General features: G+C 77.3%; 18 protein-coding genes. 4 read left to right on the top strand and 14 right to left on the bottom strand.

Annotated features, from left to right (window positions below; genetic code table 11):
• Positions 1-186: 186 nt before the first annotated feature.
• The 3 genes from F0L17_RS21125 to F0L17_RS21115 form a co-directional block, all read right to left on the bottom strand.
• A complete protein-coding gene (locus F0L17_RS21125) occupies positions 187-501 on the bottom strand; it encodes a DUF5955 family protein (RefSeq protein ID WP_155072287.1) in 315 nt (104 codons plus the stop codon).
• 477 nt (positions 502-978) lie between these two features.
• Positions 979-2,367: an 8-oxoguanine deaminase gene (locus tag F0L17_RS21120; protein ID WP_155072286.1), complete on the bottom strand. Its 1,389-nt coding sequence runs from the start codon at positions 2,365-2,367 to the stop codon at positions 979-981.
• Between the two features lie 155 nt (positions 2,368-2,522).
• A complete protein-coding gene (locus F0L17_RS21115; RefSeq protein WP_155072285.1) occupies positions 2,523-4,277 on the bottom strand; it encodes an AMP-binding protein in 1,755 nt (584 codons plus the stop codon).
• Between the two features lie 501 nt (positions 4,278-4,778).
• Between F0L17_RS21115 and F0L17_RS21110 the strand changes: the two genes are divergently transcribed.
• Complete coding sequence (locus F0L17_RS21110; RefSeq protein WP_155072284.1) at positions 4,779-5,285, top strand: nuclear transport factor 2 family protein; 507 nt, start codon at positions 4,779-4,781, stop codon at positions 5,283-5,285.
• Between the two features lie 143 nt (positions 5,286-5,428).
• Positions 5,429-7,249: a PucR family transcriptional regulator gene (locus tag F0L17_RS21105; protein ID WP_155072283.1), complete on the top strand. Its 1,821-nt coding sequence runs from the start codon at positions 5,429-5,431 to the stop codon at positions 7,247-7,249.
• A 73-nt stretch (positions 7,250-7,322) separates the two neighbouring features.
• Here the strand turns inward: F0L17_RS21105 and F0L17_RS21100 are convergent, their stop codons facing one another.
• The 11 genes from F0L17_RS21100 to F0L17_RS21055 form a co-directional block, all read right to left on the bottom strand.
• Complete coding sequence (locus F0L17_RS21100) at positions 7,323-9,179, bottom strand: ABC transporter ATP-binding protein (RefSeq protein WP_420802441.1); 1,857 nt, start codon at positions 9,177-9,179, stop codon at positions 7,323-7,325.
• Positions 9,176-11,059 (bottom strand): ATP-binding cassette domain-containing protein, encoded by a 1,884-nt coding sequence (locus F0L17_RS21095; protein ID WP_162466516.1) that lies wholly within the window; start codon positions 11,057-11,059, stop codon positions 9,176-9,178. The genes F0L17_RS21100 and F0L17_RS21095 overlap by 4 nt, the downstream gene beginning before the upstream one ends.
• Complete coding sequence (locus F0L17_RS21090; protein WP_155072282.1) at positions 11,056-12,519, bottom strand: nitroreductase family protein; 1,464 nt, start codon at positions 12,517-12,519, stop codon at positions 11,056-11,058. The genes F0L17_RS21095 and F0L17_RS21090 overlap by 4 nt, the downstream gene beginning before the upstream one ends.
• Positions 12,520-12,530: 11 nt before the next feature.
• Entirely contained in the window at positions 12,531-13,952 is a 1,422-nt protein-coding gene (locus tag F0L17_RS21085; RefSeq protein ID WP_155072281.1) for a YcaO-like family protein, read from the bottom strand.
• Positions 13,949-15,577 carry a CocE/NonD family hydrolase gene (locus tag F0L17_RS21080; RefSeq protein WP_155072280.1) on the bottom strand — a complete coding sequence of 543 codons (1,629 nt, stop codon included), beginning with the start codon at positions 15,575-15,577 and terminating at the stop codon, positions 13,949-13,951. Before F0L17_RS21080 ends, F0L17_RS21085 begins: the two co-directional genes overlap by 4 nt.
• The gene (locus F0L17_RS21075) at positions 15,574-16,530 is read right to left on the bottom strand and encodes a hypothetical protein (protein WP_162466515.1); all 957 of its coding nucleotides are present in this window, start codon (positions 16,528-16,530) and stop codon (positions 15,574-15,576) included. The genes F0L17_RS21080 and F0L17_RS21075 overlap by 4 nt, the downstream gene beginning before the upstream one ends.
• Positions 16,531-16,620: 90 nt before the next feature.
• Positions 16,621-16,734: a streptamidine family RiPP gene (gene amiA, locus F0L17_RS28120; RefSeq protein ID WP_274389143.1), complete on the bottom strand. Its 114-nt coding sequence runs from the start codon at positions 16,732-16,734 to the stop codon at positions 16,621-16,623.
• Between the two features lie 81 nt (positions 16,735-16,815).
• Positions 16,816-17,622 carry an ABC transporter ATP-binding protein gene (locus F0L17_RS21070; RefSeq protein ID WP_338018162.1) on the bottom strand — a complete coding sequence of 269 codons (807 nt, stop codon included), beginning with the start codon at positions 17,620-17,622 and terminating at the stop codon, positions 16,816-16,818.
• Positions 17,623-17,796: 174 nt separating this feature from the next.
• Positions 17,797-18,786, bottom strand: a complete 990-nt coding sequence (locus F0L17_RS21065) for a FecCD family ABC transporter permease (RefSeq protein ID WP_420802478.1) — start codon at positions 18,784-18,786, stop codon at positions 17,797-17,799.
• A 62-nt stretch (positions 18,787-18,848) separates the two neighbouring features.
• Positions 18,849-19,883 carry a FecCD family ABC transporter permease gene (locus tag F0L17_RS21060; protein WP_338018161.1) on the bottom strand — a complete coding sequence of 345 codons (1,035 nt, stop codon included), beginning with the start codon at positions 19,881-19,883 and terminating at the stop codon, positions 18,849-18,851.
• Complete coding sequence (locus F0L17_RS21055; protein WP_155072278.1) at positions 19,880-20,872, bottom strand: ABC transporter substrate-binding protein; 993 nt, start codon at positions 20,870-20,872, stop codon at positions 19,880-19,882. Before F0L17_RS21055 ends, F0L17_RS21060 begins: the two co-directional genes overlap by 4 nt.
• A 144-nt stretch (positions 20,873-21,016) precedes the next feature.
• On the opposite strand from F0L17_RS21055, the gene F0L17_RS21050 reads away from it, so the two are divergent.
• Both F0L17_RS21050 and F0L17_RS21045 read left to right on the top strand, forming a co-directional pair.
• Complete coding sequence (locus F0L17_RS21050) at positions 21,017-22,309, top strand: hypothetical protein (RefSeq protein WP_155072277.1); 1,293 nt, start codon at positions 21,017-21,019, stop codon at positions 22,307-22,309.
• A 146-nt stretch (positions 22,310-22,455) separates the two neighbouring features.
• The gene (locus F0L17_RS21045; protein WP_338018160.1) at positions 22,456-23,310 is read left to right on the top strand and encodes a hypothetical protein; all 855 of its coding nucleotides are present in this window, start codon (positions 22,456-22,458) and stop codon (positions 23,308-23,310) included.
• Positions 23,311-23,383: the final 73 nt, after the last annotated feature.

Here is a 23,383-nt window from a genome sequence, read left to right as displayed (position 1 = left end):
GCCCTGCCGGAGCCGTCAGTTGGCGCGCCTTCCCCTGCCGGACGGAGGCCGTGCGGCCCCCGATGCCGCCGGCCGACACCCGCCCGGCTCACGCCCGCCGCCGCGCCGGCGGCGGCGTGCGCCGCTCCGTGCCGCGCACCCGTGGCGCGCCCCTTCGCGCCCGACGCGCCACCCGTCGGAAACCGCTCAGCCCGGCGGGGCACCGAACAGCTCGACCGCCTTGCGCACCTCGGTCAACGCCTCGGAGAGCGCGCTCACGGAACCGATCGCTCCGGCAATCAACAGCAACGATCCACGGAGTCGTGCGACCTCGGGGACGCCCTCCCGGGCCATCGTCTCCACGGCGGCCAGCTCCTCTTCGGCTATCTGCCGGTCGGCCAACCGCGCACGATAACCGGCCAGTTCACGATGTAAACGGGTGATGGCCCGCCGTAGTCCGAGGACTCGGGGGTCCTCCTGGCCGAGCACGACCGCTCGGCGTTCCGTCGCTTCCTTTCGCAACGCAGCTCCCCCCACACGGATGCTGTGTCGATGTCGTTCCCGTCGTGGTGCCCGCCGTCCCGCGGCCCCCGTCACATTCCTATCGGCCGCCCGTCTCCGTCGGGCCGCCGCGGCGGGAACCCCCTTCCAACGCCACGCGTCGGGAAGCGGTCCGCACAGTAAACGCCACTCTCCGCACATCGCGCTACACGGAGGGCGAAACTCAGGGCAGGGTTCAGGCCATTCGACTCCGCGCTCCGGCCCGTGCCCCACCCCGTTCGGACTCCTGTTCCACCGGCCCGCCGGGTGGGGACCGGGGAAGCCGGAGGGAGGGGTCGGGGGTGGCCGCAGGGAGGTCGGGGCCGGCGGAGAGGCCGTCCGCGTGACGGGGACCGACACCGGAAGGGGTCGTTCCGAAAATGACCGGAAGTTGATCCTCCGGGCGCTTCCCGGCCTCTCCCCCTCACCGGCCCCGCCCGATCCCCGCCGGCCCCCGGCTCAGTGCTCGCGGCCGGCGAGCCGGGCGAGTCGTCGTGCCTGCTCCCGGGCCTCGCGCGCGACGGTCTCCTCGTCCACCCCGACAGGCCGGCCGTCCTCCACCACCACGCGGCCGCCCACCAGCGACAGGGCCACGGGAGCGGGCGGGCCCAGCACCAACGCGGCCACCGGGTCGGCGATCGTGGAATGGCCCAGTCCGTCGAGCCGCCACAGCACCAGATCGGCCGGCCGGCCCGGCTCCAACGAGCCGATCTCCCCGGCACGCCCCAGCACCCGCGCCCCGTCGCGGGTGCCCATGCGCAACACCTGGCGGACCGTCAGGGCCTTCGCGCGGCGCGGACCGAGCCGGGCCACCAACAGGGCGTTCCGCAGCTCGGCACGGAGGTCCCCGGCCTCGTTGGAGGCGGCGCCGTCCACCCCGAGCCCGACCGGCACCCCGGCGGCCAGCAGGGCGGGGACCGGGGCCCGTCCCGCGCCCAACCGGGCGTTGGAGGACGGGCAGTGGGCCACGCCCGTGCCGGTGCGGGCGAAGGCGTCGATACCGGGGCCGTCCAGGTGGACGCCGTGCGCCATCCACACGTCCTCGCCCAGCCAGCCGGTGGACTCGAAGTACTCGACGGGCCCCGTCCCGAACCGCTCGCGGCAGATCCTCTCCTCGTCCGCCGTCTCCAGGCCGTGGGTGTGCAACCGCACCCCCTTGCGGCGGGCCGTCTCGGCCGCGCCGCGCATCAGGTCGTCGGTGACGGCGAAGGGCGCGGAGGGGGCGACCGCGACGTGGAGCATCGACCCGAAGGAGGGGTCGTGGTACGCGTCGATCGCCCGCTCGGTGCCCGCCAGCGCCTCGTCGGTGGACTCCACCGCCGCGTCCGGTGGCAGACCGCCCCCGGACTCCCCCAGGTCCATCGAGCCGCGCGCGACGGTCAGGCGCAGGCCCACCTCGCGGGCCGCGCCGACCACGGCCCCCAACGGATCGCCGGAGCCGCGCGGGAACATGTAGTGGTGGTCGGCGGCGCACGTCACACCGCCCAGGGCCAGCGCCGTCAGGGAGGCCCGGGCGGCGGCGCGCACCATGTCCTCGTCGAGGTGCGTCCAGACCGGGTAGAGGGCGGACAGCCAGCCGATCAGATCGTCGTCCCGAGCCATTCCGCGGGTGAGCCACTGGTGGACGTGGTGGTGGGCGTTGACCAGGCCCGGGGTGAGCAGGTGCCCGGTGCCGTCCACCCGTCGGACCACGTTCCGCAGCCCGACCGGCGCCGGGCCGGCCCCGACCGACTCGATCGTCTCCCCCGCGACGACGACGTGGCCCGGGGCGTGCTCGGTGTCGTCCGCGTCCACGGTGGCGACGGCGCAGTTCTCGATGACGGTGCGGGCGGCGGACGGGGCTGTCATGGGCGGTGTCGTCCCTTCGGTGCTCGGCGGCGGTCCGGGGGCCGAAGCCGGGTCGGGCCCCGGCTTCGGCCTCCCCGGTGCGGGTGCCCCGTCCGGGGCGATCGATCGCCCCTCCGCCCCGCCCCGCCGCCGATCGGTCCCGGACCCGGGCCCGGTCAGCGGCTCCCTTCGCGGTACTCGGTGCCCGTGCCCCTCCCGTCGTCCGCCCCGCCCTCGGCGGCACGCGCCGCGTGCTCGCGCAGTTCGACGCGGCGGATCTTGCCGGAGACGGTCTTGGGCAGCTCCGCGAACTCGATCACCCGCACCCGCTTGTAGGGCGCCAGGACGGCGCGCGAGTGCGCGAAGATCGCCTCGGCCGTCTCCGGGCCCGGCTCCCAGCCGTCGGCGAGGACGACGTACGCCTTGGGCACGGCCAGCCGCACCGGATCGGGCGAGGGCACGACGGCGGCCTCGGCGACCGCCTCGTGCTCCAGCAGGGCGCTCTCCAACTCGAACGGGGAGATCTTGTAGTCGGAGGCCTTGAAGACGTCGTCGGCTCGCCCGATGTAGGTGATCCGGCCGTCCGCGTCGCGGGAGCCGATGTCACCGGTGCGGTAGTAGCCGTCGGCCATGGCCTCGGCGGTGCGCTCGGGGTCGCCGTGGTACCCGGCCATCAGCGCCGGGGGACGCCGGCTCAGGTCGAGGCAGATCTCGCCCTCGTCCACCCCGGCCTCGCCGGTCACGGGGTCCACCAGCTCCACGGCGTAGCCGGGGGCGGGCAGCCCCATGGAGCCGGGCTTCGGCGTCCCGCCGGGGAAGTTGCCGATCTGGAGGGTGGTCTCGGTCTGGCCGAAGCCGTCCCGGACGGTCACCCCCCACGCCTCGCGCACCCGCTCGACGACCTCGGGGTTGAGGGGTTCCCCGGCGGCCACGGCCTCGCGCGGTGGAGTGCGCAGCCGCGTCAGGTCGGCCTGGATGAGCATGCGCCACACCGTCGGCGGTGCGCAGAAGGTGTCCACGCCCACCCGGTCCATCTCCGCCGTCAGCCGGGCGGCGTCGAAGCGGGTGTAGTTGTGCACGAAGATCGTGGCCCCGGCGGACCAGGGCGCGAAGAAGCTGCTCCAGGCGTGCTTGGCCCAGCCCGGCGAGGAGATGTTGAGGTGGGTGTCGCCGGGCCGCAGGCCGATCCAGTACATCGTCGACAGGTGCCCGATCGGGTACGAGGCGTGGGTGTGCTCGACGAGTTTGGGCCGGGCGGTGGTGCCGGAGGTGAAGTAGAGCAGCAGGGTGTCGTCGGCGCGGGTCGGCCCGTCCGGCACGAACTCCGCCGGCGCCCCGTACGCGTCGGCGTACTCCAGCCGGCCCGACGCCGGCCGGCCCGACGCCGCGTCACCGGTCCCCCCGACGATCGTGCGGGTGTAGTCGCCGGGCACCGCGTCGAACTTGGCCGCGTCGGCGGCCCGCACGATCACGTGCGCGATCCGCCCGCGCTCGACGCGGTCGACCAGGTCGGCGGGGCCCAGCAGCGGGGTGGCGGGGACGACGACGGCCCGCAGCTTCATCGCGGCCAGCAGCGTCTCCCACAGTTCGACCTGGTTGCCCAGCATGACGAGGACCCGGTCGCCCGCCCGTACACCCGTCTCGCGCAGTCGGTTGGCGACCCGGTTGGAGCGGACGCGCATCTCCTCGAAGGAGACGCGCAGTTCGCCGCCGTCCTCCTCCGCGATGTGCAGGGCCGTTCGGTCGTTGCCCTCCGCCAGCGGGTCGAACCAGTCCAGTGCCCAGTTGAAGTGCTCGGGCCGGGGCCACCGGAACTCCGCGCGGGCCGCCGCGAGGTCCTCGCGGTGCCGCAGCAGGACGTCGCGCGCGGCGCGGAAGGCCTCGGTCGGGGTGGGGGCCGACGTGGCGTCCGAAGTGGCGGGTGCCGTCATGCGTCCTCCTCGCCGCTCGGAACCGCACCCCGTCGTACGGTCCCGCGCGACCTTGTGTGACTCGTGTGACCTGTGCACCGATCCCATCACCCCGAGGCCCGGCGGGGGAAGGGTCCGGGCGGTGCGGAGGGCCGTCCGTTCGGGGGAGGCGAAGGACGTGCGGGACCGGTCGGGTCGGTTCGTGCCCGGTCACTTCCGAGTGGGCGCCGTCCGTCTCCCGGTCGAGGTCGTGGTCGGCGTCCGGGGCGTGGAAGGCCGACAGGGCGGCGGCGTCTCGACGCTCGCGGCGCGGCAGCGGTTGCCGGGCGAGGGTGGCCCGGCCGAGCTCGCGGAGGCCCAGGGCCCGTGTCATGGGCCCACCGTAGGAGTCGTCGAGGACTGTTGCGGCCCTCGTTCGCTCCGCGTCCGCGTGACGGACGTGTCCACTGGTCAATTTTGACCAATCGACGGTTCGGGTTACCCTGGCTCCCGCTAGTCAAACTTGTCTACCGAGGAGCGGCCATGCAGCGCAGCGAGATCGCCGAGGCCCTGACCGGCTACGCCCCCACCGAGGAGGACCTGGAGGGCCTCCGGAAGTGGTTCGAGACCTATGACGCGCTCGCCGCCGAACCCACGGACGAGGGCGTCGAGCGCATGGCCGATCTGGCCGTCTTCCCGCTCAACCTGGTGACCGACGGCTCCGGCGGCGACGGTTGGACCGGACAGTGGGACCGCGCGGAGTACGTGCGGACGATGCGCGCGGTGATGGGTGGCGCGAGCGGCGGGGGCGACACGGCCGGCGGGACCGGCGGGGAGCTGCGGTTCGAGTCGACCCGCACCCCGTTCTTCCTCACCCCCCGCATCGCCGTCGTCTTCACCGAGGCCACGATGACCACCGGGGACGGTGAGGAGCACCGGCTGAACTACGCCGACGTCCTGGTGCGCAGGGGCGACACCTGGGCCTTCCAGACGATGATCCAGGGCGGTTGGGCCGACATGCTGGAAGGAGGGGACGGCGGGGCCCGCTGATCGGTCCGCCGCCGTCCGGAGCGGGAGGGCCGGACGGCGGCGAGCGCCCGTCGGCCCCGCCCGCCGGTCTTGTAGATTCGAACAAGGTCCGGGGCCCGTCCCCGCGCCCCACGAGTGGTACGAGAGATCGGCGGACGACGAGAATGCGGTTGCGCGCGCTGCTGGAGACGGGATCCCTCGGGCTTCGCCTGCTGAGCGGCGCGGAGGAGCTGGACCGGCCGGTGCGGGGCGTGATGACCACCGACCTGCGCGACCCCAGCCGCTACCTGTCGGGCGGCGAGCTGGTCCTCACCGGGCTGGCCTGGCGCCGCTCCCCCGAGGACTCCGAGCCGTTCGTCCGCATCCTCACCTCCGCCGGTGTCGCCGGACTGGCGGCCGGCGAGGCGGAGCTGGGTCCGGTCCCCGACGACCTGGTGGCGGCCTGCGCGCGGCACCGACTGCCGCTGTTCTCGGTGGACGAGGACGTCGCCTTCGCCACCATCACCGAGCACGTGGTGCGCCAGGTCTCCGGCGAGCGCGCCGGCGACCTGGCCGCCGTGGTGGAACGACACCGCCGGCTGATGTCCTCCGGGCCGACGGGCGGTGGGCCGGACGCGGTGCTGGACCTGTTGGGCTCCGACCTGGACCTGCGGGCGTGGGTGCTGTCCGCCACCGGTCGCCCGGTCGCGGGCCCGGAGGCCGGCCGCCCCTCCGCCCCGGTGCGCGCCGTACTGGCGGGCGAGTACCTGGCGGCGGTGCGGGCCGGACGCGACGGGCCGCACCGCGTGGAGGTGGACGGGACCGTCCACTCGCTGTTCCCGGTGCCGGCCGGCCCGGGGGACGACGAGGAGGGACGGGACCCGCGGCGTGCCGTGCTGGCGGCGTTGCCCGGCTGGCTGCTGGCCGTCGAGGCCGACACGGACGACTGGCCGGCCGAGCGGCTGGACCTGCTGCACGGCGTCACCCAACTGATCGCGGTCGAGCGGGACCGCCGGGACGCCTCCCGCACGGTGGCGCGCCGGCTCGCCCGGGAAGTCCTGGAACTGGTCCGCGCCGGGGCCCCGGCGGCGGAGATCGCCGCCCGGCTGCGGGTCACCGCTCCCGTGTTGCTCCCCGGGCTCGGCACCGCGCCGCTGTGGCAGGTGGTCGTCGCCCGGCTGGAGTGGGAGGACGGTCGGGGCGGCACCGAGGCCGAACGGGCCCGCGCGGCGGGGGCGCTGTTGGAGGAGCTGTCGATCGCCGCCGGGGACGGGACCGCGACCGGCGGCGACCGGGAGCAGCCGGGGGACCGGGTCGCGGTGGCGGCGGTGGACGGCGAGGCCGTGGCGCTCGTCCCGCTCCCGGCCGTCGCCGGGAGCGCGGAACCGCCCCGGACCGAGGACGGGGCTCCCGCGGACGGCGGGGGCGCCGGAGGCACCGGGGGCGGCGAGGCGGCCGACGGCACCGCCGGGGGCGGCGCGTTGGACGCCGCCGCCCTGCTGCGTGCCCTGCGCTCCCCGCTGGAGCGCGGACTGGGCGGCGCCGAGGGGGCCGACGGGCCGGAGGCCGGTGCCGGCGGCCGGTTGACCCTGGGCGTCAGCGCCGCCGTCCACTCCGCCGAGGGGCTGCACGGCGCCCTGGAGGAGGCCCGCCACGCCCGGCGCGTGGCCGCCGCCCGCCCGGGACGGGTGTGCGCGGCGGGCCACGACGAGTTGGCCTCCCACGTGCTGCTGCTGCCGTTCGTGCCCGACGACGTGCGCCGCGCCTTCACCGCCCGGCTGTTGGACCCGCTGCGCGAGTACGACCGTCGCCACCGCGCCGAACTGGTCCCCACCCTGGAGGCCTTCCTGGACTGCGACGGCTCCTGGACGCGCTGCGCGGCCCGCCTCCACCTGCACGTCAACACGTTGCGCTACCGGGTGGGTCGCATCGAGCAGTTGACGGGCCGGGACCTGTCCCGGCTGGAGGACAAGGTCGACTTCTTCCTGGCCCTGCGGATGGGGTGACCCCGGACGCGGTCCGCCGTCCGGGGCCCACCGGGACGTCCGGGCCCGCCCCTCCTCCCCTCACGCCTCCGCGTCACCCGCCGCCGGTCCCGCCGCCGCTTCCGGTACCGGGCATCACGCGCGGCAGGGCCCCGCCGGGCGCGGTGAGCTCCTCCCAGGTGCCCTCGGCCGCGATCCGACCGGCCTCCAGCACCGCGACGCGGTCGGCACGACGGACGGTGGCGGCCCGGTGGGCGATCACCAGCGTGGCCCGGTGCGGGGCGTCCCGTGCCAGGGCGGCGGCCAGTTCGGCGTCCCCGGCGGTGTCCAGGTTGGCGGTGGTCTCGTCCAGCACCAGGACCCGGGGACGGACCAGCAGGGCGCGGGCCAGGGCCACCCGGGCCCGCTGCCCGCCGGAGAGGGTGGCGCCACGCTCCCCGAGGACCGTCGCGTACCCGTCGGGCAGGCCGGCGGCGATCCGGTCGACGCCGCAGACGCGGGCGGCCGCCGCCACCTCGGCGTCGTCGGCTTCGGGCGAGGCGAGCCGGAGGTTGTCGGCGAGGGTGCCGTGGAAGAGGGGGGCGTCCTGGCCGACGACGGCGACGGTGCGCCGCAGGTCGCCGTCGTCCACCCGGCGGAGGTCCAGCGGGGCCCCACCGGGCGGCAGGAGTTCGACCGAGCCCGCCGACGGATCCCAGAAGCGGGCCAGCAGGTGGGCGCAGGTGGACTTGCCCGCTCCCGAGGCGCCCACCAGGGCGGTGGTGCGCCCGGCCGGCACGGTCAGGTCGACGCCGTCGAGGACGGGCGCGCCGCCGTAGTCGAAGCGGACTCGACGCATCCGTATCCCCAGGGGGCCGTCCGGCACCGGACGCGGGTCCAGCGGGGCCGGGGCGAGGGCCGGGGCGCCGATCGCCGTGCCCACCCGGGCGGCGGCGGCCCGCAGGCTCCCCGCGCGTCCCAGCGCGGCCGCCGCCTCGGCGACCGGGGCCAGCACGCCCAGGGCCAGCGCCACCGCCGCCGGTGCCCAGGCCCCCGTCAGCCGCCCCGCGCCGGCCGACCAGGCGGCCACCGCGACCGTGGCGACCACCGCCGCCACCACCAACGTCTCCCGCACCGCCGCCGCGGCCGCCTCCCAGGAGGCCTCGGCGCGTTGGGCGGCGCCCAGCGCACGGCCGCGTTCGGCGAGCCGGGCGCGGTACCGGTCCAGGGCTCCGAACGCCAGCAGTTCGCGCAGTCCGTCCACCGCCTCCACGGCCTCCGCCGACAACCGCGCCGCCTCCCGCCGGGTGCGCGTCCCCCGCTCGGCCCGCACCCGCAGGTCGGCCGGCGGCAGGAGCACCAGCAGCACGGACACCGGTACGACCACCGCCGCCAGCCACGGTTCCACCGCCGCCAGAACGGCCGTGCCGGCGACCAGGACGGTGCCGGAGGCCAGGACGGTGGCGGCGGTGTGGGCGTACAGGAACTCCAGCGCCTCCACGTCCGCCATCGCCGTGGCCGCCAAGTCGCCGCTGCGCCGTCCGGCGATCCGGGCGGGGGCGCTGCGGGCCAGTCCGTCGAAGACGCGGACCCGCAGTTCGGCCAGGATCCGGTAGGCCAGGTCGTGGGAGAGGTCCATCTCCCGCCAGGTGGACACCGCGCGCACCAGTACCAGGACGACCAGCGCGGCCACGGCGGCCGGGTGCGGGGCGGCCCGCTCCAGCACGGCGGTGCCGGTGGTGTGCGCGGCCAGGGTGACCAGGGCGGCCAGGGCCGCGTGGTCGGCCACGGCCGCCGCGCAGGTGCGGGCGGCCATGGCGCGGTGCCCGGCGAGGGCGGGCAGCAGGGCACGCAGCGCGCCGCGGGGCGGGCCGGTCCCGGACGCGACGGCGTTCGAGGGGGCGGCCGGTGCGGTGGAGGACGCCGTGGGGGACGCCGTGGGGGACGCCGTGGGCGTCGGTGCGGTGGTCACGCGGCTCGCTCCTCGCTGTCTCGCCCGCCGTCGCTCACGCCCCGCCCCTCCGGCTCGACCGGCTCGACCGGTCCCGTGGTGGTCGCGGGCTCTGTGGGGGCCGTGGGGTCCGCGGACTCTGTGGGGGCCGTGGGGTCCGCGGACTCTGTGGGGGCCGTGGGCTCCGTCCCCCCGGCGGCGACCAACCCGGCGTACACACCGCCCCGGGCGAGCAGCCCGCCGTGGTCGCCGACCGCCTCGACCCGGCCGCCGTCCAGGACGACGATGCGGTCCGCGTGGCGCACCGTCCGCAGCCGATGGGCGACCACCAGCAGCGTGCGTCCCCGTCCGACGTGTGGCAGCTCGGCGGTGATGGCGGCCTCGCGGCGCTCGTCGACGGCGCTGGTGGCCTCGTCCAGCACCAGGACGGGGGCGTCCGCCAGCAGCGCGCGGGCCAGCGCCAACCGTTGCCGCTGCCCGCCGGAGAGGGTGGCGCCACGCTCCCCGAGGACCGTCGCGTACCCGTCGGGCAGCGCGGCGATCTCGTCGTGGACGCCCGCGGCCCGCGCCGCGCGCTCCAGTTCCGCGTCGCTCGCCTCCGGGCGGGCCAGCCGCAGGTTCTCGGCGACGCTCACGGGAAAGAGGTAGGTCTCCTGCGAGACGACGGCGATGCCGCGCCGCAGCGCCTCCAGGGCGTGGTCGGTGGTGGGGACGCCGCCGAGCGTGATCCGGCCCCGGTCGGGGTCGTGGTGCCGCAGCAGCAGCGCCAGCAGCGTGGACTTGCCCGCGCCGGACGGCCCGACGACGGCCGTGGTGCGCCCGGCCTCGGCGGTGAAGGTCACCCCGCGCAGGGCGGGTCGGGCGGCCCCGGGATGGGTCAGGTGGACGTCCTCGAAGCGGATCTCGGGCGCCTTCGGCCACGCGGCGGTGTGCGCTCCGTCGTCCGCGACCGGTGGCCGCGCGGTGCGCAGGGCGGCGATGCCGTCGGCCGCCGAGACGCCCAGGTAGCCCGCGTGCCATTCCCTCGCCAGGTCGCGCACCGGCCGGAAGCACTCCGAGGCGAGCAGGAGCAGCAGGTAGGTGCCGGTGGCGGTGGTGCGTCCGGAGGCGGCCGAGGCGCAGGCCAGCAGGGCGGCGGCGACCGTGCCGCCCTGGACGGCGAGGTCGGTCAGGGCGGTGTCCACCAGCGACACCCGCAGCTTGGCGACCGTGGCCCGGTGCAGGGCGGCCGACCGTCGCTCCAGCCGCTCGCGGACGCGGCCCACGGCTCCCGCCGCGCGCAGCGCGGGCATGCCCTGGAGGGCTTCCAGGTAGTCGGCGCCCAACGCCTCGTAGGTGTCCCAGTGCTCGGTGCCGCGCCGGGCGAGCAGCCGGTCCCACCAGCGGGGCACCAACAGGGCCGACAGCAGCGCGGGCACCAGCACGGCCGGGGCGTACGGCTCGACGGCCGCGACGGCGACCAGCAGCGGCAGCGGCAGCAGACAGGTGGCGACCAGTTGGGGCAGGTAGCGCGAGACGTAGGCGTCCACGCCCTCCACGCCGTCCACCACCGTGGCCCGCACTCCGCCCGCACGGGCGGAGGTGAGGTGGGCCGGCCCCAGCCGCCCGAGGTGTTCCAGCAGCGCGTCGCGCAGTCGTACGCGCACCAGCGCCCCGGCCCGGGTGGCGGTGCGCCGCTGCCACCAGCCCAGCAGCGCCCGTGCCGCGACGGTGCCCAGGACGGCGGCCAGCAGCGGCGGCACCTCGTCCGTCGCGCCGCGCGCGACGGCGGCCAGGGCGTGCGCCAGCAGGACGGCCTGCGCCAGGTGACAGGCGGCGACGGCGACGAGCAGCGCGGTGGCGCCCACCAGCGGACCGCCCGCGGTGCGGGCGGCGGTGAGCAGTTCCCGGTGGAGCATCACGGCCCTCCCACCTCCCGTCCGTCCGGTTCGGCGGCCTCCTCGGGACCGGCCAGCGCGAGTCCGTGCACCACCCAGGCCCGGCCGGGCGGTTCCCCGAGCGCGGCGCCCAGGTCCGCGCCCTGCCACGCTCCGACGGGCCGGGAGCGCAGGCCGAGGCGGACGGCGACCGCCTGGGCCGTCCCGGCGGCGTACCCGGCGGCCAGGTGCGCGGTCCGCACCCGGTGCGGCGGGGCGCCGGTGGGACACCCGCGGGCCAGCAGCACGGCGCCGGCCTCGGCGAGCCAGCCCTGACGGGCGGCCCAGGCGGCGAGGGTGGGACGGGCCTCTCCGACGGCCGACCGCCGCGGTGCGCCGGAGCCGTCGGAGGCGGGTTCCAGCAGCGCGGGCCGGGGGGAGCCGACGGCCGCGCACCACGTCGGGCCGCCGGGTCCGAAGCCCGCGCCGGCGGCTGCGGCCGCGGCCAGGACGGTCGCCAGCGCGGTGTCGCCCACGGCCCCCGTCAGGGGTGGGGCGGCGCTGCGCCGGGCGAGCAGGTCCGCCCCCGAGGGGGCGGGCGCGGTCGGCGGGGGCGTCCACCAGGTCCCCTGGCCCGCCTGGCCCGGCCGGCCCGGATCCGGCTCCGGCGCGGCGGTGAGCGCCCGCAGGACGGCGCCGGCGTCCTCGCCGTCGAGGGGCCGGGGTCGGCCCCCACCGGCGGGGGCCGCCCAGCGGCGGAGGTCGTCGGGCCGGGGCCGGGTGCCGGGAGGCGTCAACCGCACGGCGAGCACGGGGTGTTCGTCCTCCTCCCGCGCGGGGTGGTCCAGTCCCGCGGCGGCGACCAGCAGCGGGCCGTCCGCGTCCGGGCAGACGGCCGCGCCCACCGGGGTGCCCGCTCCGTCCGGCGCGGCGGCACGGGCGGCCAGGACCAACGCCGCCGCCGCGTGCCCGGCGTCCAGCAGGAGCAGCGGTACGGCGCGGTGGCCGTAGTGGGCCGTGGTACGCCGGGGCGTGACGGTCAGCACGGCGACGACGCCGGCCGGCGCGTCACCGGGGGCCGGGCCGCGGGCGTGCGCCCGGTGGGTGAGCGGGTCGTAGGCGTAGCGGCCGGGCGGCAGTGGGCAGCCGGGGCCCACCAGGAGGTGGGCGCCGACGGGGTGGCAGCCGCCCGCGGAGGGGTGGGGGCGCAGTCTGCCGCCCCCACCGCCGTCCCGCCGCCGCTCGCCGCTCCCGACCGCGGACAGGGAGAGGCGCAGCACGGCCTCCAGCGGGACCTCCCCGGGGGCGGCCGGGGGGACGGGAAGCGCCGGGTAGGGCAGCGCCGGGACGAGGGGGCCGGGGTCGCGGTCGGGGCCGGGTTCCTCGGTCGAGCGCGCTCGGGCCAGGGCCTCCGCCACCAGCCGGTGCGCCCGCGCCCGGTCCGGTCCGGTCGGGGGCGGCTGTGCCGTGGGGGCCGTGGGGGTCGTCGGGTGATCCGTCGTCATGGTGTCCGCCCTCACATGTGCGGCGGCGGGGCGAGGGTGAAGTCGCCCGGCCCGGCCGGGGCCGTGGTGCGCCCGCCGCGGGCGAGCGCGACCTCGGCGAAGCGGGGGCAGCCGTAGTAGGCGAAGGCGGCGGGCGCGTTGGGGACGAGTCCGGAGACCAGGACGCGCGCCACGCGCAACGGCGTCTCGGCCACGTCCCGCGTCGTCAGGTCGAAGGTGACGACGCGGTGGCCGCCCCCGCGCAGCCGGTCGTCCAGCTCCGCGCGGCTGCCGGACGGCACCTCGTCGACGCCGACGGTGCCGAGCGCGGGACGGGTGAAGCGTCGGGCCAACGGTGCCACGCGGTCGTCCAGCCACACCTGGACGTGCGCCCCCAGGTCGCGCACGGCGGCGAAGTCCCGGCCGCAGTCGTCGAGGTACCGGCGGTCGGCGCGGTGGTCCAGGTAGAGGCCCCGGGCGAGGAGCCCGGCGTCGATGGCGCGGAACACCCAGCCGTCGGCGTCGGTGAGGCCGAGGGTGAACACCCAGGTGTGGACGGCTTCCAGCACGGCCTTGCGGGCGGCCTCGGCCGGGTCGAAGCGGCAGGCGAACCCGGCGGCGTGGATGCCGCGCCGCGGGTCGTGGACGAGCGCGGCCACGCAGGGCGCGAACTCCGAGGGCATCTCCACGATCCACGTCTCCAGGCCGGAGCCGGCCAGGTCGTCGGTGAGGCCGGGGACGCTGTCGGGGTCGATGCCGAGCGCGGGAACGTCCAGGTGCCACCACAGCTCCAGGGCGTCGCGTTCGACGACCTCCAACAGGGCGCGCTCGACGGCGTCGGCCGAGCCCTGGCCGGTGGCGATCCCCGCGTAGTTGAGGTGGTGGGTGCGGGGCAGCGAACGCAGTTCGCCCTGGCGCCAGTTGAGGTGGGTGAGCGCCACCGGGGCCCAGCACTCCCGCCCCTCCCCGCCGGGGTCGACGCCGTCGCCGAGGACCTCACGGCCGCGCGTCCACAGCGCGGGGGTGTCCGGGGTGAGGGGGCGGTAGGGGAAGCGGGGGCGGGCGTACTGCCAGTCGGCGTACCGCGGCACGTCGTCCGGTCCGTACGACCGCAGCCCCTTCTCCGCCAGTTCCCGCGCGGTGGCGCGCAGCGGGGCGTCGGGCCGGCCGGGCGGCGGGACGCGGTTGCCGCAGTACCGCTCGACGGCCTCGGCGACGGCGGCGATCCGGGCGCCGGCGGGATCGTCGAAGGTGGTGCCGAGCGCGACCCGGTCGGCGGGCCAGGCGCCCAGCCGTCGGGCGTCGGAGACGTCGGCGGTCATGGCGGTGTAGCGGGGCGGGGCGCCCTCGGGGCGGGCGACGGGCTCGACCGAGCGGACGATCCCGCACACGGGGTCGACCAGGAAGTCGAGCGGTAGGGCCCGGTCGGGGGCCGGGCTCGTCGGGGGGTTCAACGGCAGATCTCCTGGAAGGGGTCGACGGGGCGCGGGCCGGGATCGGTCACCGGCAGCAGCAGGGCGCTGCCGTCCGGCCGCACGGCCCTGCGGGAGGGACGCAGCACGGTGGCGGTGACCGGGTCCTCGCCGGTGTGCGGGTTGCGGGCGTGGGCGGGGAAGTGGTGGCCGGCGACCTCCAGCCGCAGCCGGGTTCCGGCGGGCAGTCGCCGGGCCAGGGGGCCCAGCGGCACACGGGCCTCCACCGCGCGTCCGGGGGCGGCGCGGACGCGCTCGACACCGGTGGCGAGCGGGGCCGCCGTCCCGTCGGGGCCGAGGGCGACCAGGCGGACGGCCCAGTCGGCGTCGGGGGCGTCGGCGAAGACGGTCAGCCGTGCCTCGGCTCCGCCCAGCAGGTCCAGCGGGCGGGGCAGCGGCGCGGAGACCAGCAGGCAGCGGTCGGGGGCGCCGTGGGCGGGGACGGACAGGTCGTCGGAGCGCACCGGGTGCCGCGGGTCGGCGGTGAACTCCCGACCGCGCACCAGGCGCAGGACACCTTCCGCCGTCCACCCCGTGCCGTCCCCGCCGTCGGAGCCACGGAGGTCACGGGAGTCACGGAAGCGGTATGGGACGGTTCCGCGCGGGGCGAGCGCGTCCGCCGCCACCCACAGGTCGCTGCCGCCCAGGGCCACGGCCCCGCCGCGTCCGGGCGCCGTCCGGCCCGAGGTGGCGGCGCGGGCCCAGCGCGCGTACAGCCGTCCCAGGGGGAGCCGGTGGGCGGCCGGGGAGGCGTCGGGACCGGGGGCGGCCGTCAGCCGGTGTCCCCACGGCCCCAACAGCAGCCGCGTCCGGCCGCCCCAGTGGCGCCACAGCGCCACGGTGTCGGCGGCGAAGGGGTCGTGGGTGCCGCCGACGGCGAGCAGCGGGACCCGTGCCGCACCGGCTCCCGCGAGGCCGCGGGGACGGCCCTCCTCGGTCGCCTCTCCCCGCCGGGCCCGCCACACCCGCGGCCAGGACGGCATCGCACGTCCCAACCGCCGGGGCAGGTCCAGCACGGGGAGGTGGTCGAGGAGGTCCGGATCGCGGTCGAGGGCCCGGTCGAGGGCGTGTTCGTCGCTGTCGCGGCGGTCGCCGTGGGCCGCCCACCAGCCGGCGCGGGCCAGCAGCCGCTCGCAGCCGGAGGGCTCGCGGGCGGTCTCGGCGAGGCCGAGGGCGGGCACGGCGGCGATCACGGCGTCGGCGCGTGCCTCGGGGGCGGCCAGGGCCAGTTCCAGGGCGCAGTGGGCGGCGTAGGAGGAGCCGACGGCGACGAGGGTGCCGTCGCTCCAGGGCTGTTCGCGCAGCCGGCGGGCCGTGGCGGCGCCGTCGTCCGCCTCGTGCCGGTACGGCAGCCACCGTCCGGCGGAGCCGTGCCGGCCGCGGACGTCCTGGGCGACGGCCGCGAAGCCGTGCCGGGCCCAGGCACGCAGTTCGGCGCGGTGGTGGTGACGGCCGTAGGGGGTGCGGAGCAACACGACGGGGAAGGGGCCCTCCCCCTCGGGCAGACAGTGGTCGGTGGCCAGCGCGGTGCCGTCGGGGGCGGGCACCACCGTGGTGGTGACGGTGTCCGCGCGCCCAAAGGCTCCGGCGCGGGCGGTGGACGTCATGCCGCACCTCGCGGGCGTGGCAGCGGGGCGACCTCGGGCACCGGCAGGACGGGGTGTGCGGTGACGGTCAGGTCGCGCAGGTCGACGCGGCGCAGTCGGCGCCGCGGGGGGAGCCGGTCGGGCGCGGCCGGGACGGTATGGGTGGCGTCGGTACCGGTGCCGACAGTGGCGCCGGCGGCGAGGTCGGCGGCGAGCAGCGCGGTGACCAGGGCGGCCGGAGTGGGGCCGGTCGGCCGGTCGTCGCCGGTGACGCGCTCACCGGCCCAGTAGGCGGCCAGTTCGTGGTGGGCGGGGGTGGCGGCGAGTCGCCGCAGCCGTACATGGGCGGAGGTGACGTCTCCCCCGTCGAACGCGGGCGGCTCCACCCACGCCTGCCATCCCTCCCGGTGGCAGCGGAGCCAGGCGACGCCGAGGGCGGGCAGCCGGTCCGCGTCGTCCCACAGTCCGGTGGGCACCGGCCGGTCCAGGCACCACACCACGGCGGCGGGCCGCTCTCCGGCGGAGCCGGCCGCGCCCGGGGCGGCACCGGCCCGCACCAGCGCGGTGACCTCCTCCGGAACGGCGGTGCGCGGTGCGGCCCCCGCCTCGCGCAGGTGGCCGGCCAGCGGCCGGGTGAGGACGTCGTCACCCAGCAGCCACACCGTGTCCGGGTGTGCCGGGCGGGGGCGCGTCGCCCCCTCCCCCTCGCGGTCGGCCCGGTCCGTCCGGTCCGTCCGGCCCGTCCGGTCGGCCACGGTGTGGCCGGCGGCGGCGAAGGCGCCGAGCAGCGCTTCGAGCCCGGGGACCGCGTGGGTTCCGGGGGCGTCCGCGTCCGCCAGGTGCTCCAGCAGGATCCGTTCGGGCACCTCCCCGGTGGTCACGCGCAGGAACTCCCCGTCGGCGGTGCGGACGGCCGTTCCTCGACCGGGGACGGTCACGACGGCGACACCGGGGGCGAGTCGACTGCGGGTCACGTTCTCTCCTGGGGCGGTACGCGGGTGGGCGGGGACGGGCGGGCCCGCCCGGTTCGGAGGTGGGAAGCCGGGCGGGCCCTGGGGCGGTGCTTACTCCTCGCCGTCGTCGAAGGGGTTCTCGACGAGCGCGTTGGAGTGGGTGGCCGAGGCGTGGGCGAGCCGGCCCGGTTCGGCGATGGGGGTGAAGACCTTCTCCTGCTCCATGTGCTCCATGTGCTCCATGACGGAAGCCTCCTGATGGGTCGTCGGATGGTGCGACACCCGTTCGAGCGCCGCACGCACACACTATTGAAAACGGTTATCGGATTCAAGGGTGATCGGGTGATCCGGATAGCACACCGGCCAGCCGCCCTCGGGATCCCGCCCCACCCGACCGGCGACGCCCAGCACATCGGCGAGCAGGCCGGGCGTGACGACCCGGGCCGGCGGTCCGTCGGCGGCCACCCGTCCGTCGCGCAGGGCCACCAGCCGTTCGGCGAACCGGGCCGCGTGGGCGAGGTCGTGCAGGACCATCACCACCGTCAGGGCACGCTCCTCGCGCAGCCTCACGACCGTCCGGAGCACCTCCAACTGGTGCCGCAGGTCGAGGTAGGTGGTGGGCTCGTCCAACAGCAGGACGCGGGTGTCCTGGGCGAGCGCCATCGCCAGCCGCACCCGCTGCCGTTCGCCACCGGAGAGGGAGTCGACCGGGCGGTCCGCCCAGTCGGCGACCCCCACGTCCGCCATCGCGCGGCGGCACACCGCGTCGTCGCCCTCGCGGAGCATCCCGAGCGGACCGCGGGCGGCGTACCGGCCCTGCCGCACCAGGTGGCGCACCGTCATGCCGGGAACGGCGGGCGCGGACTGGTGGAGCAGCGCCACCCGCCGGGCCGCCGCCCGGCGCGGGAGGCGGGCGAGGTCGTCGCCGCCCAGCAGCACCCGGCCGGCGGCGGGGCGCGACAGCCCCGCCACCAGCCGCAGCAGCGTGGACTTGCCACAGCCGTTGAGGCCGACGAGGGCCACCAGCTCCCCCGCGCCGATCCGCAGGTCCACTCCCCGCAGCACCGGCCGTCCGGGGTAGCCGAACTCCACTCCCTCGACCACGAGGTCCACTCCGCCCTCCCCCCGGAGGGGCTGCGGCGAGGGTCCCGGGGAGGGGGGCGGCGCGGGTCGGGGCAGGAGGCGGGTCCGGAGCCGGCGGGGACGTGGGGGGTCCGGCTCGCTCCGGAGCACGGGCTCGGTCATGTCCGTCCTTCCTTCCGTCGTGCGGCGCACCGGGGCGCCCGGTCAGTACGTGCGCTCCGGCGCACGGCGCACCACGAACAACAACAGGGCCGCGCCCAGACAGGTGGTGAGCGCGCCGACCGGCAGGGTGAGCCGGTCGGCCTCCAACGCCGAGGCCGCCGCCCGGGAGAGGAGCTGCGCGGCGGCGTCCGCGCCGCCGACCACCACCGCACCGGTGAGCGCGGCACCCGGCAGCGCGAGGCGCAGGTCCGCGCCGACGAGGAAGACGGCCAGGTGCGGGACCAACAGCCCGACGAATCCCAGCGCCCCGACGGCCGAGACCGCCCCGGCCGTCAGCGCCACCGCGCACATCAGCGCCGTCGCGCGGGCCCGTCCGGTCGCCAGCCCCGCCGCCGCGGCCTGCTCGTCGCCGCAGCGCAACAGCGTCAGCGGCCCGGCCGACAGCCAGGCGGCGACCGACCAGACCAGGGCCCAGGGCCACAGCAGGTGCCAGTGCTGCCACACCCGTCCCTCGGTGGTGCCGACCAGCCACTGCACGACGCTGCCCAACTCCCCGGGCGCGACCAGCAGGACCATCGCGGTGAGCCCCGACAGGACGGCCGAGACGAGCACCCCGTGCACGGCGGTCGCGGCCGGGTCGCCTCGCTCGCGGCCGGTCAGCAGCCACAGCAGTCCCGCCCCGGCGAAACCGCCCAGGCACGCGGCGGCCACCACGGCGGCGGGCGAATCCCATCCCGCCAGGCCGAGCCCGGTCGCGACCACCGCGCCGAGGACGGCCCCCGGTGTGACGCCGGTGACCTCGGGACCGGCCAGGGGGTTGCGCAGCGCGGACTGCAGGACCAGTCCGGCCACCCCCAGGCAGGCCCCGGCGACCAGCGCCACCAGCGTCCTGGGCAGCCGCAGCCGCAGCACGAGGTGACGGGCGGTGGGATCCCCGCCGCCCGTGAGAACCTCCCACACCCGGTCGGGCGACAGGGCCCGTCCGGCCAGGAGGTCGGCACAGGCGACCACCGCCACCAACACCAGCAGCACGGCGAGCCGGAGCGCCGGCTTCGACTCCCTGCGCGCCGCCCCCGGCGGCCGTGAGGACGCGATCACCGGGCCGCCTCCGTCCCGGTCGGCCTCGCGCGGCGACCGGTGCGCAGCAGGGCCACCCCCACCGGTACGCCCAGCAGCGCGGTCCAGGCGCCCACCGGGGTCTCGACCGGGGCCAGCGCCAGCCGTGCCGGCAGGTCGGCGCAGACGACGGCCACCGCGCCGAGGACGGCGGAGAGCGGCAGCCATCGGACCGCGCCGGCGTCCGGCAGCAGCCGGCGGGCCAGGTGCGGGGCGAGGAAGCCGACCCAGGCGACCGGCCCGCACACCGCCACCACCGGGGCGATCAGCACCACGACGACGGCCAGCGCGGCCGTCCGGGCCCGGCGCACCCGCACTCCCAGGGCGAGCGCGTCGTCGTCGCCCAGCCGCAGCACGGCGAGCACGGGCGCGCACACCACCAGCGCGGGGAGCGCGAGCAGCAGCCAGGGCCACAGGCCCGTCACGTCGTCCCAGGTGCGGGCCGACAGGCTGCCCAGCAGGTAGCGGTAGATCAGTTGGAGGTCGAGCCGGTCGGCCATCACCATCAGCACCAGCAGCCCGGCCTGGAGGGCGGCGGCCACGGCCGCCCCGGTGAGCAGCACCGCCGAGGGGCCGCGTCCGAACCCGGCCGCCAGCAGCGTCAACGTGCCGCCGAGCGCGGCTCCGAGCAGGGCGAGCACCGGCTGCAGGAGGACGGGCACGGCCAGGTTGAGCACCAGGGGCGCGGCCACGCCCAGGGCGGCCCCGGAGGAGACGCCGAGCATCTCGGGGACGGCCAGCGGGTTGCGCAGCGCCTCCTGGAGCACCAGCCCGGCCGCTCCCAGGCAGGCCCCGGCGACCAGCCCCACCACCACTCTGGGCAGGCGCAGTTCGGCCACCACCACCCCCGCGAGTCCGACCTCGCCGCCGCTGCCGCCCGCACCGCCGAATCCGTCCGCCAGCGCGGCGGGCAGCTCCCACGGCGGCAGGACGGGATCGCCCAGGCACAGCGCGGCCGTCGAGGCGGCCGCCAGCAGGAGGGCGACGGCCGTCCACTGCCGTGCGGCGCTCACCGCAGCGCGGCCGTGGCCTCGGCGACGACGATGCCGAGCGAGCGGGTGCCCCGGCCCTTGGCCCACACCTCGGAGTCCACCTCGTGCACCTCGCCGTTGCGGACCGCGGGGATCTTCGACCACAGGGGGTTGTCGGCGAGCTTCTCGGAGAGCTTCCCGTCGCTCTCCCCGAAGGAGAGGGTCTCGACGAAGAGCACGTCGACATCGCGGGCGAGGATCTCCTCCAGGCTGTAGCTGCCCTCCACGCCGCGGGACTCCCACGGGTAGTGGGCCAACCCGGGGAAGAGGCCGGCGGCGACGTCGGTGCCGGGGGTGGCGACACCGAAGTTCTCGTCGCTGCCGAAGACGATCAGCGCGGTCCTGTCGCTGCGGTGCTCCTCGGCCTCCGCCAGGGTGGTGCGGAAGCGCTTCTCGGCGGCCTCGCCCCGGTCGGTGCGGCCGGTGAGGGCGGCCAGGGCCCGCAGGTAGCCGACGCTGTCCCGCCAACTCTCGGGCTGGACGGGCCAGAAGACCGTGGCGCCCTCCAGGGCGGGGGCGAGCCTGCCGTGCGTGTCGCCCAGGCCGATCACCAGGTCGGGCTCGTGGGAGAGGATCGCCTCGACCTCGGGGGCGAGGAAGCCGCCGGGTATCACCGGGACCTCCTTCGCCTTCTCGGGCCCGAGGAACTCGGGGTGGGCCAGCAGGGAGGAGTTGGTGGCCACCGGGGTGATGCCCAGCTCGGTCAGCATGTCGTCGCACAGGGCCACCAGGCAGACGATGCGCCGGGGTTCGGCGTCGGTGGCGACGGTGGCGCCGTCGGGGCCGGTGACCCTCCGGGCGGGCTCGATGGGCTCGACCGTGACCTCGGTCCTCGGTCCGGCGTCCGGCCCGCCCTTGTTCGAGGCCGCGTCCGGACCGGTGTCGGTCCCCGCGCCGCACCCGGTGATCAGGACCCCCAGCGCGGCGGCGGTGGCGAGCAGGCGGACGGCGCGCGTCGGTGGACGCGTCATGGGCGACTCCCGGTTCTTCCTGTTCCGGGGGTGCGGGCGGGAATCGGCTCGGTGCGGGCCCCCCGAGTCACCCGCACCGAGCATCACACGATAATCATTATCAGATTCATCCGATCGGTCCACCCCTCACGGAGGTTTCCGTCCATGACCACCACCCCGCCCTCGGACTCCCCGCCCCTGCTGCTGGTCGCCGACCACGTCGCCGGCGCCGTCCACCTGCTGACCCTCCCTCGGGGCGAGCTGCTGACCTCGCTGACGGGGCGCCACGCCTCGGAGCACGCGGGCTTCCTGGCGCTGCCCGGCGACCGGGTGGCCTTCGTCGACGACCGGGCCGGCGAGCTGGTGGTGCTCGCGCCCTTCGAAGCGGTGCGCGGCGGGAACCCGGTCGCCGCCACCGTTCCCGTCGCCGTCCCCGCCGAGCACCTGGCCGCCGCCCCGGACGGGCGGCACCTGGTCGTCACCACCGGACTGGGCCGGAACGAGGAACCGTGGAGCGACCTGCTGACCGCCGTGGACCTGGCCGCACCCGGCGGCCCGTACGCGGTCCGGGTGCGGACGCGGCCGGGCGAACCGGGCGCGGCCGTCCCGGCCGGCACGCCGGGCACGTCCGGCGACGGCGGCCCGCTGGCCGTCGTGCGGCACCGGGAGCCCGGCTCCCTGGCCGTCCACCGCCACGCCGACCTGCTGGCGGCCGGGCCCGGCTGTCCGCCCGCCGGCCCTCCGCTCGCGGAACTGCCCCTGCCCGACGACGGGCACGGGGACGCCCACGATCCGGCCACCGGACGGCTGTTCACCGCCACCGGCGCGGGGGTGCACCGGACGCGCTGCTCGGACGGCGGGCCGACCGTCGAACCGCCGCTGCCGTGGGAGGCGGACGGACGGTCCGGCGGGCGTGGGTACTTCCTGCGGATCGACGTCCGCCGCCGGCTGCTGTGGTCCTGTCTGCGCGGCGGCCCGTCCGCCCCGACCGCCTGGCCCGCCTGGACGAACGACGCCTGGTGGCACCACCTGGACACCGGCCGCACCGGCCGGGTGGAGCTGGGCGAGGGACTGGTGTTCCGCATGGCCGTCGCCGAGGAGCACGTGGCGTACGCGCGCTGTCACCCGGACGGCGACGAACTGGTCGTCCTGGCCGCCGCCCCCTCCGGCGCGGGGCGTCCGACCGTCGCCGCCCGGGTGCCGCTGCCGCCGATGGACGGCGCCCCCCGCCCCGGCGCGTCCCCCTGGGACGGAGTGCAGCGGCGGGCCCTGGCCGCCTCGCCGGGCGCGCCGTGGGTGGCCGTCTCCCGGGGCGGACACGGCGAGATCCACCTGATCGACGCCGCGAGCGGGGTCGAGCGGGCCCGGCCGACCCTCCCGACCCCGCTGGACGAGGGCGGACGGCTGGCCCTGCTGGTGCCGGGCGACGGCGCCCACCTGGATCCGGCCGGCCGCTGACGGACACCCGGCGCGCGCCGTCCTCGGCACCCGCCAAGAAAGCGCCAAGATTGTGAAATGATTCACACTTTCCTCTTGGCCGGGCTCCCCGGTTCGTGCTGAGATTCGCTCACATCCGGCTCGACGGCGCGCTTGGGGAGGGCACTGTGGCGGAGACCGCCAGGTCACGTTCGGCACGGCTGGGGGGTACGGACGAGGCGGTCGGCGATCCGCTCGACCACGCGGTGTGGCGGTTGAGGTCGCGCGGCTGCTGGGAGGACGCGGCGGCGCTGCTGGAGCCGCACGTGGCGCGGGACGACGCGACGGCGGCGCTGCGGCGGGCGAGTCTGCTGGTGGAGCGGTGCCTGTTCACCGCCGACGGCTGGGAGCGCGCCGAGGACGCCCTGCGCACGGCGGAGGCGCTGGCGTCGCAGGACGAGGAGCGGGCCGCGGCCGCCTGCGAGCGCGGCTACCTGGCGTACGCCGCCGCCGTGCTGGGCGTACGCGACCGGGCCGACGAGGCGCGCGCGGCGCTGGGCCGGGCGGCGGCGCTGCTGCCGCCCACGTCCCCGCGGCGGGCGCTGTTGGACTTCCGGCGCGGCCTGATGGCCGAACACTTCGGCGACAGCCCCCAGGCGGCACGGGCCGCCTACCGGCGGGCGCACGCCGCGGCCACCGAGCGGGGCGACGCGCTGCTGTGCTCCTTCACCTGGCGGCACCTGGCCGGACTGGCGCGGCGCGCCGGCGAGACGGCCGAGGCCCGGCACGGCTTCGTCGAGTCGCTGCGCCTCCGCGAGGAGCTGGGCTTCCTGGTGGGCATGGCCCCGGCCCTGGTGTCGCTGGCGGACGTCCAGCCGGAGCCGGAGGCACAGCGCCTGGTGGCGGAGGCGCGACGGTTGTTCCGCCTGCTGGGAGGGGTGCCGAGCTGGCTGGCCGACCGCCTGGGGCAGGACGAGGGGTCGGGTGGAGGGCAGAGCGGCGGGCAGAGCGGTGGGCGAGCCGGCGAAGGGGTCGGCGAGTGAGTCGCGTCACTCTCACGGCGTCCCCCGGGTGCCCTTCTCGATCGACTGAGCTAAGGTAAGCCTTACCTGTTAT

It is taken from the genome of Streptomyces taklimakanensis (genome assembly GCF_009709575.1).
Classification (GTDB): Bacteria; Actinomycetota; Actinomycetes; order Streptomycetales; family Streptomycetaceae; genus Streptomyces; species Streptomyces taklimakanensis.
This window is presented reverse-complemented; position numbering and strand designations above follow the sequence as displayed.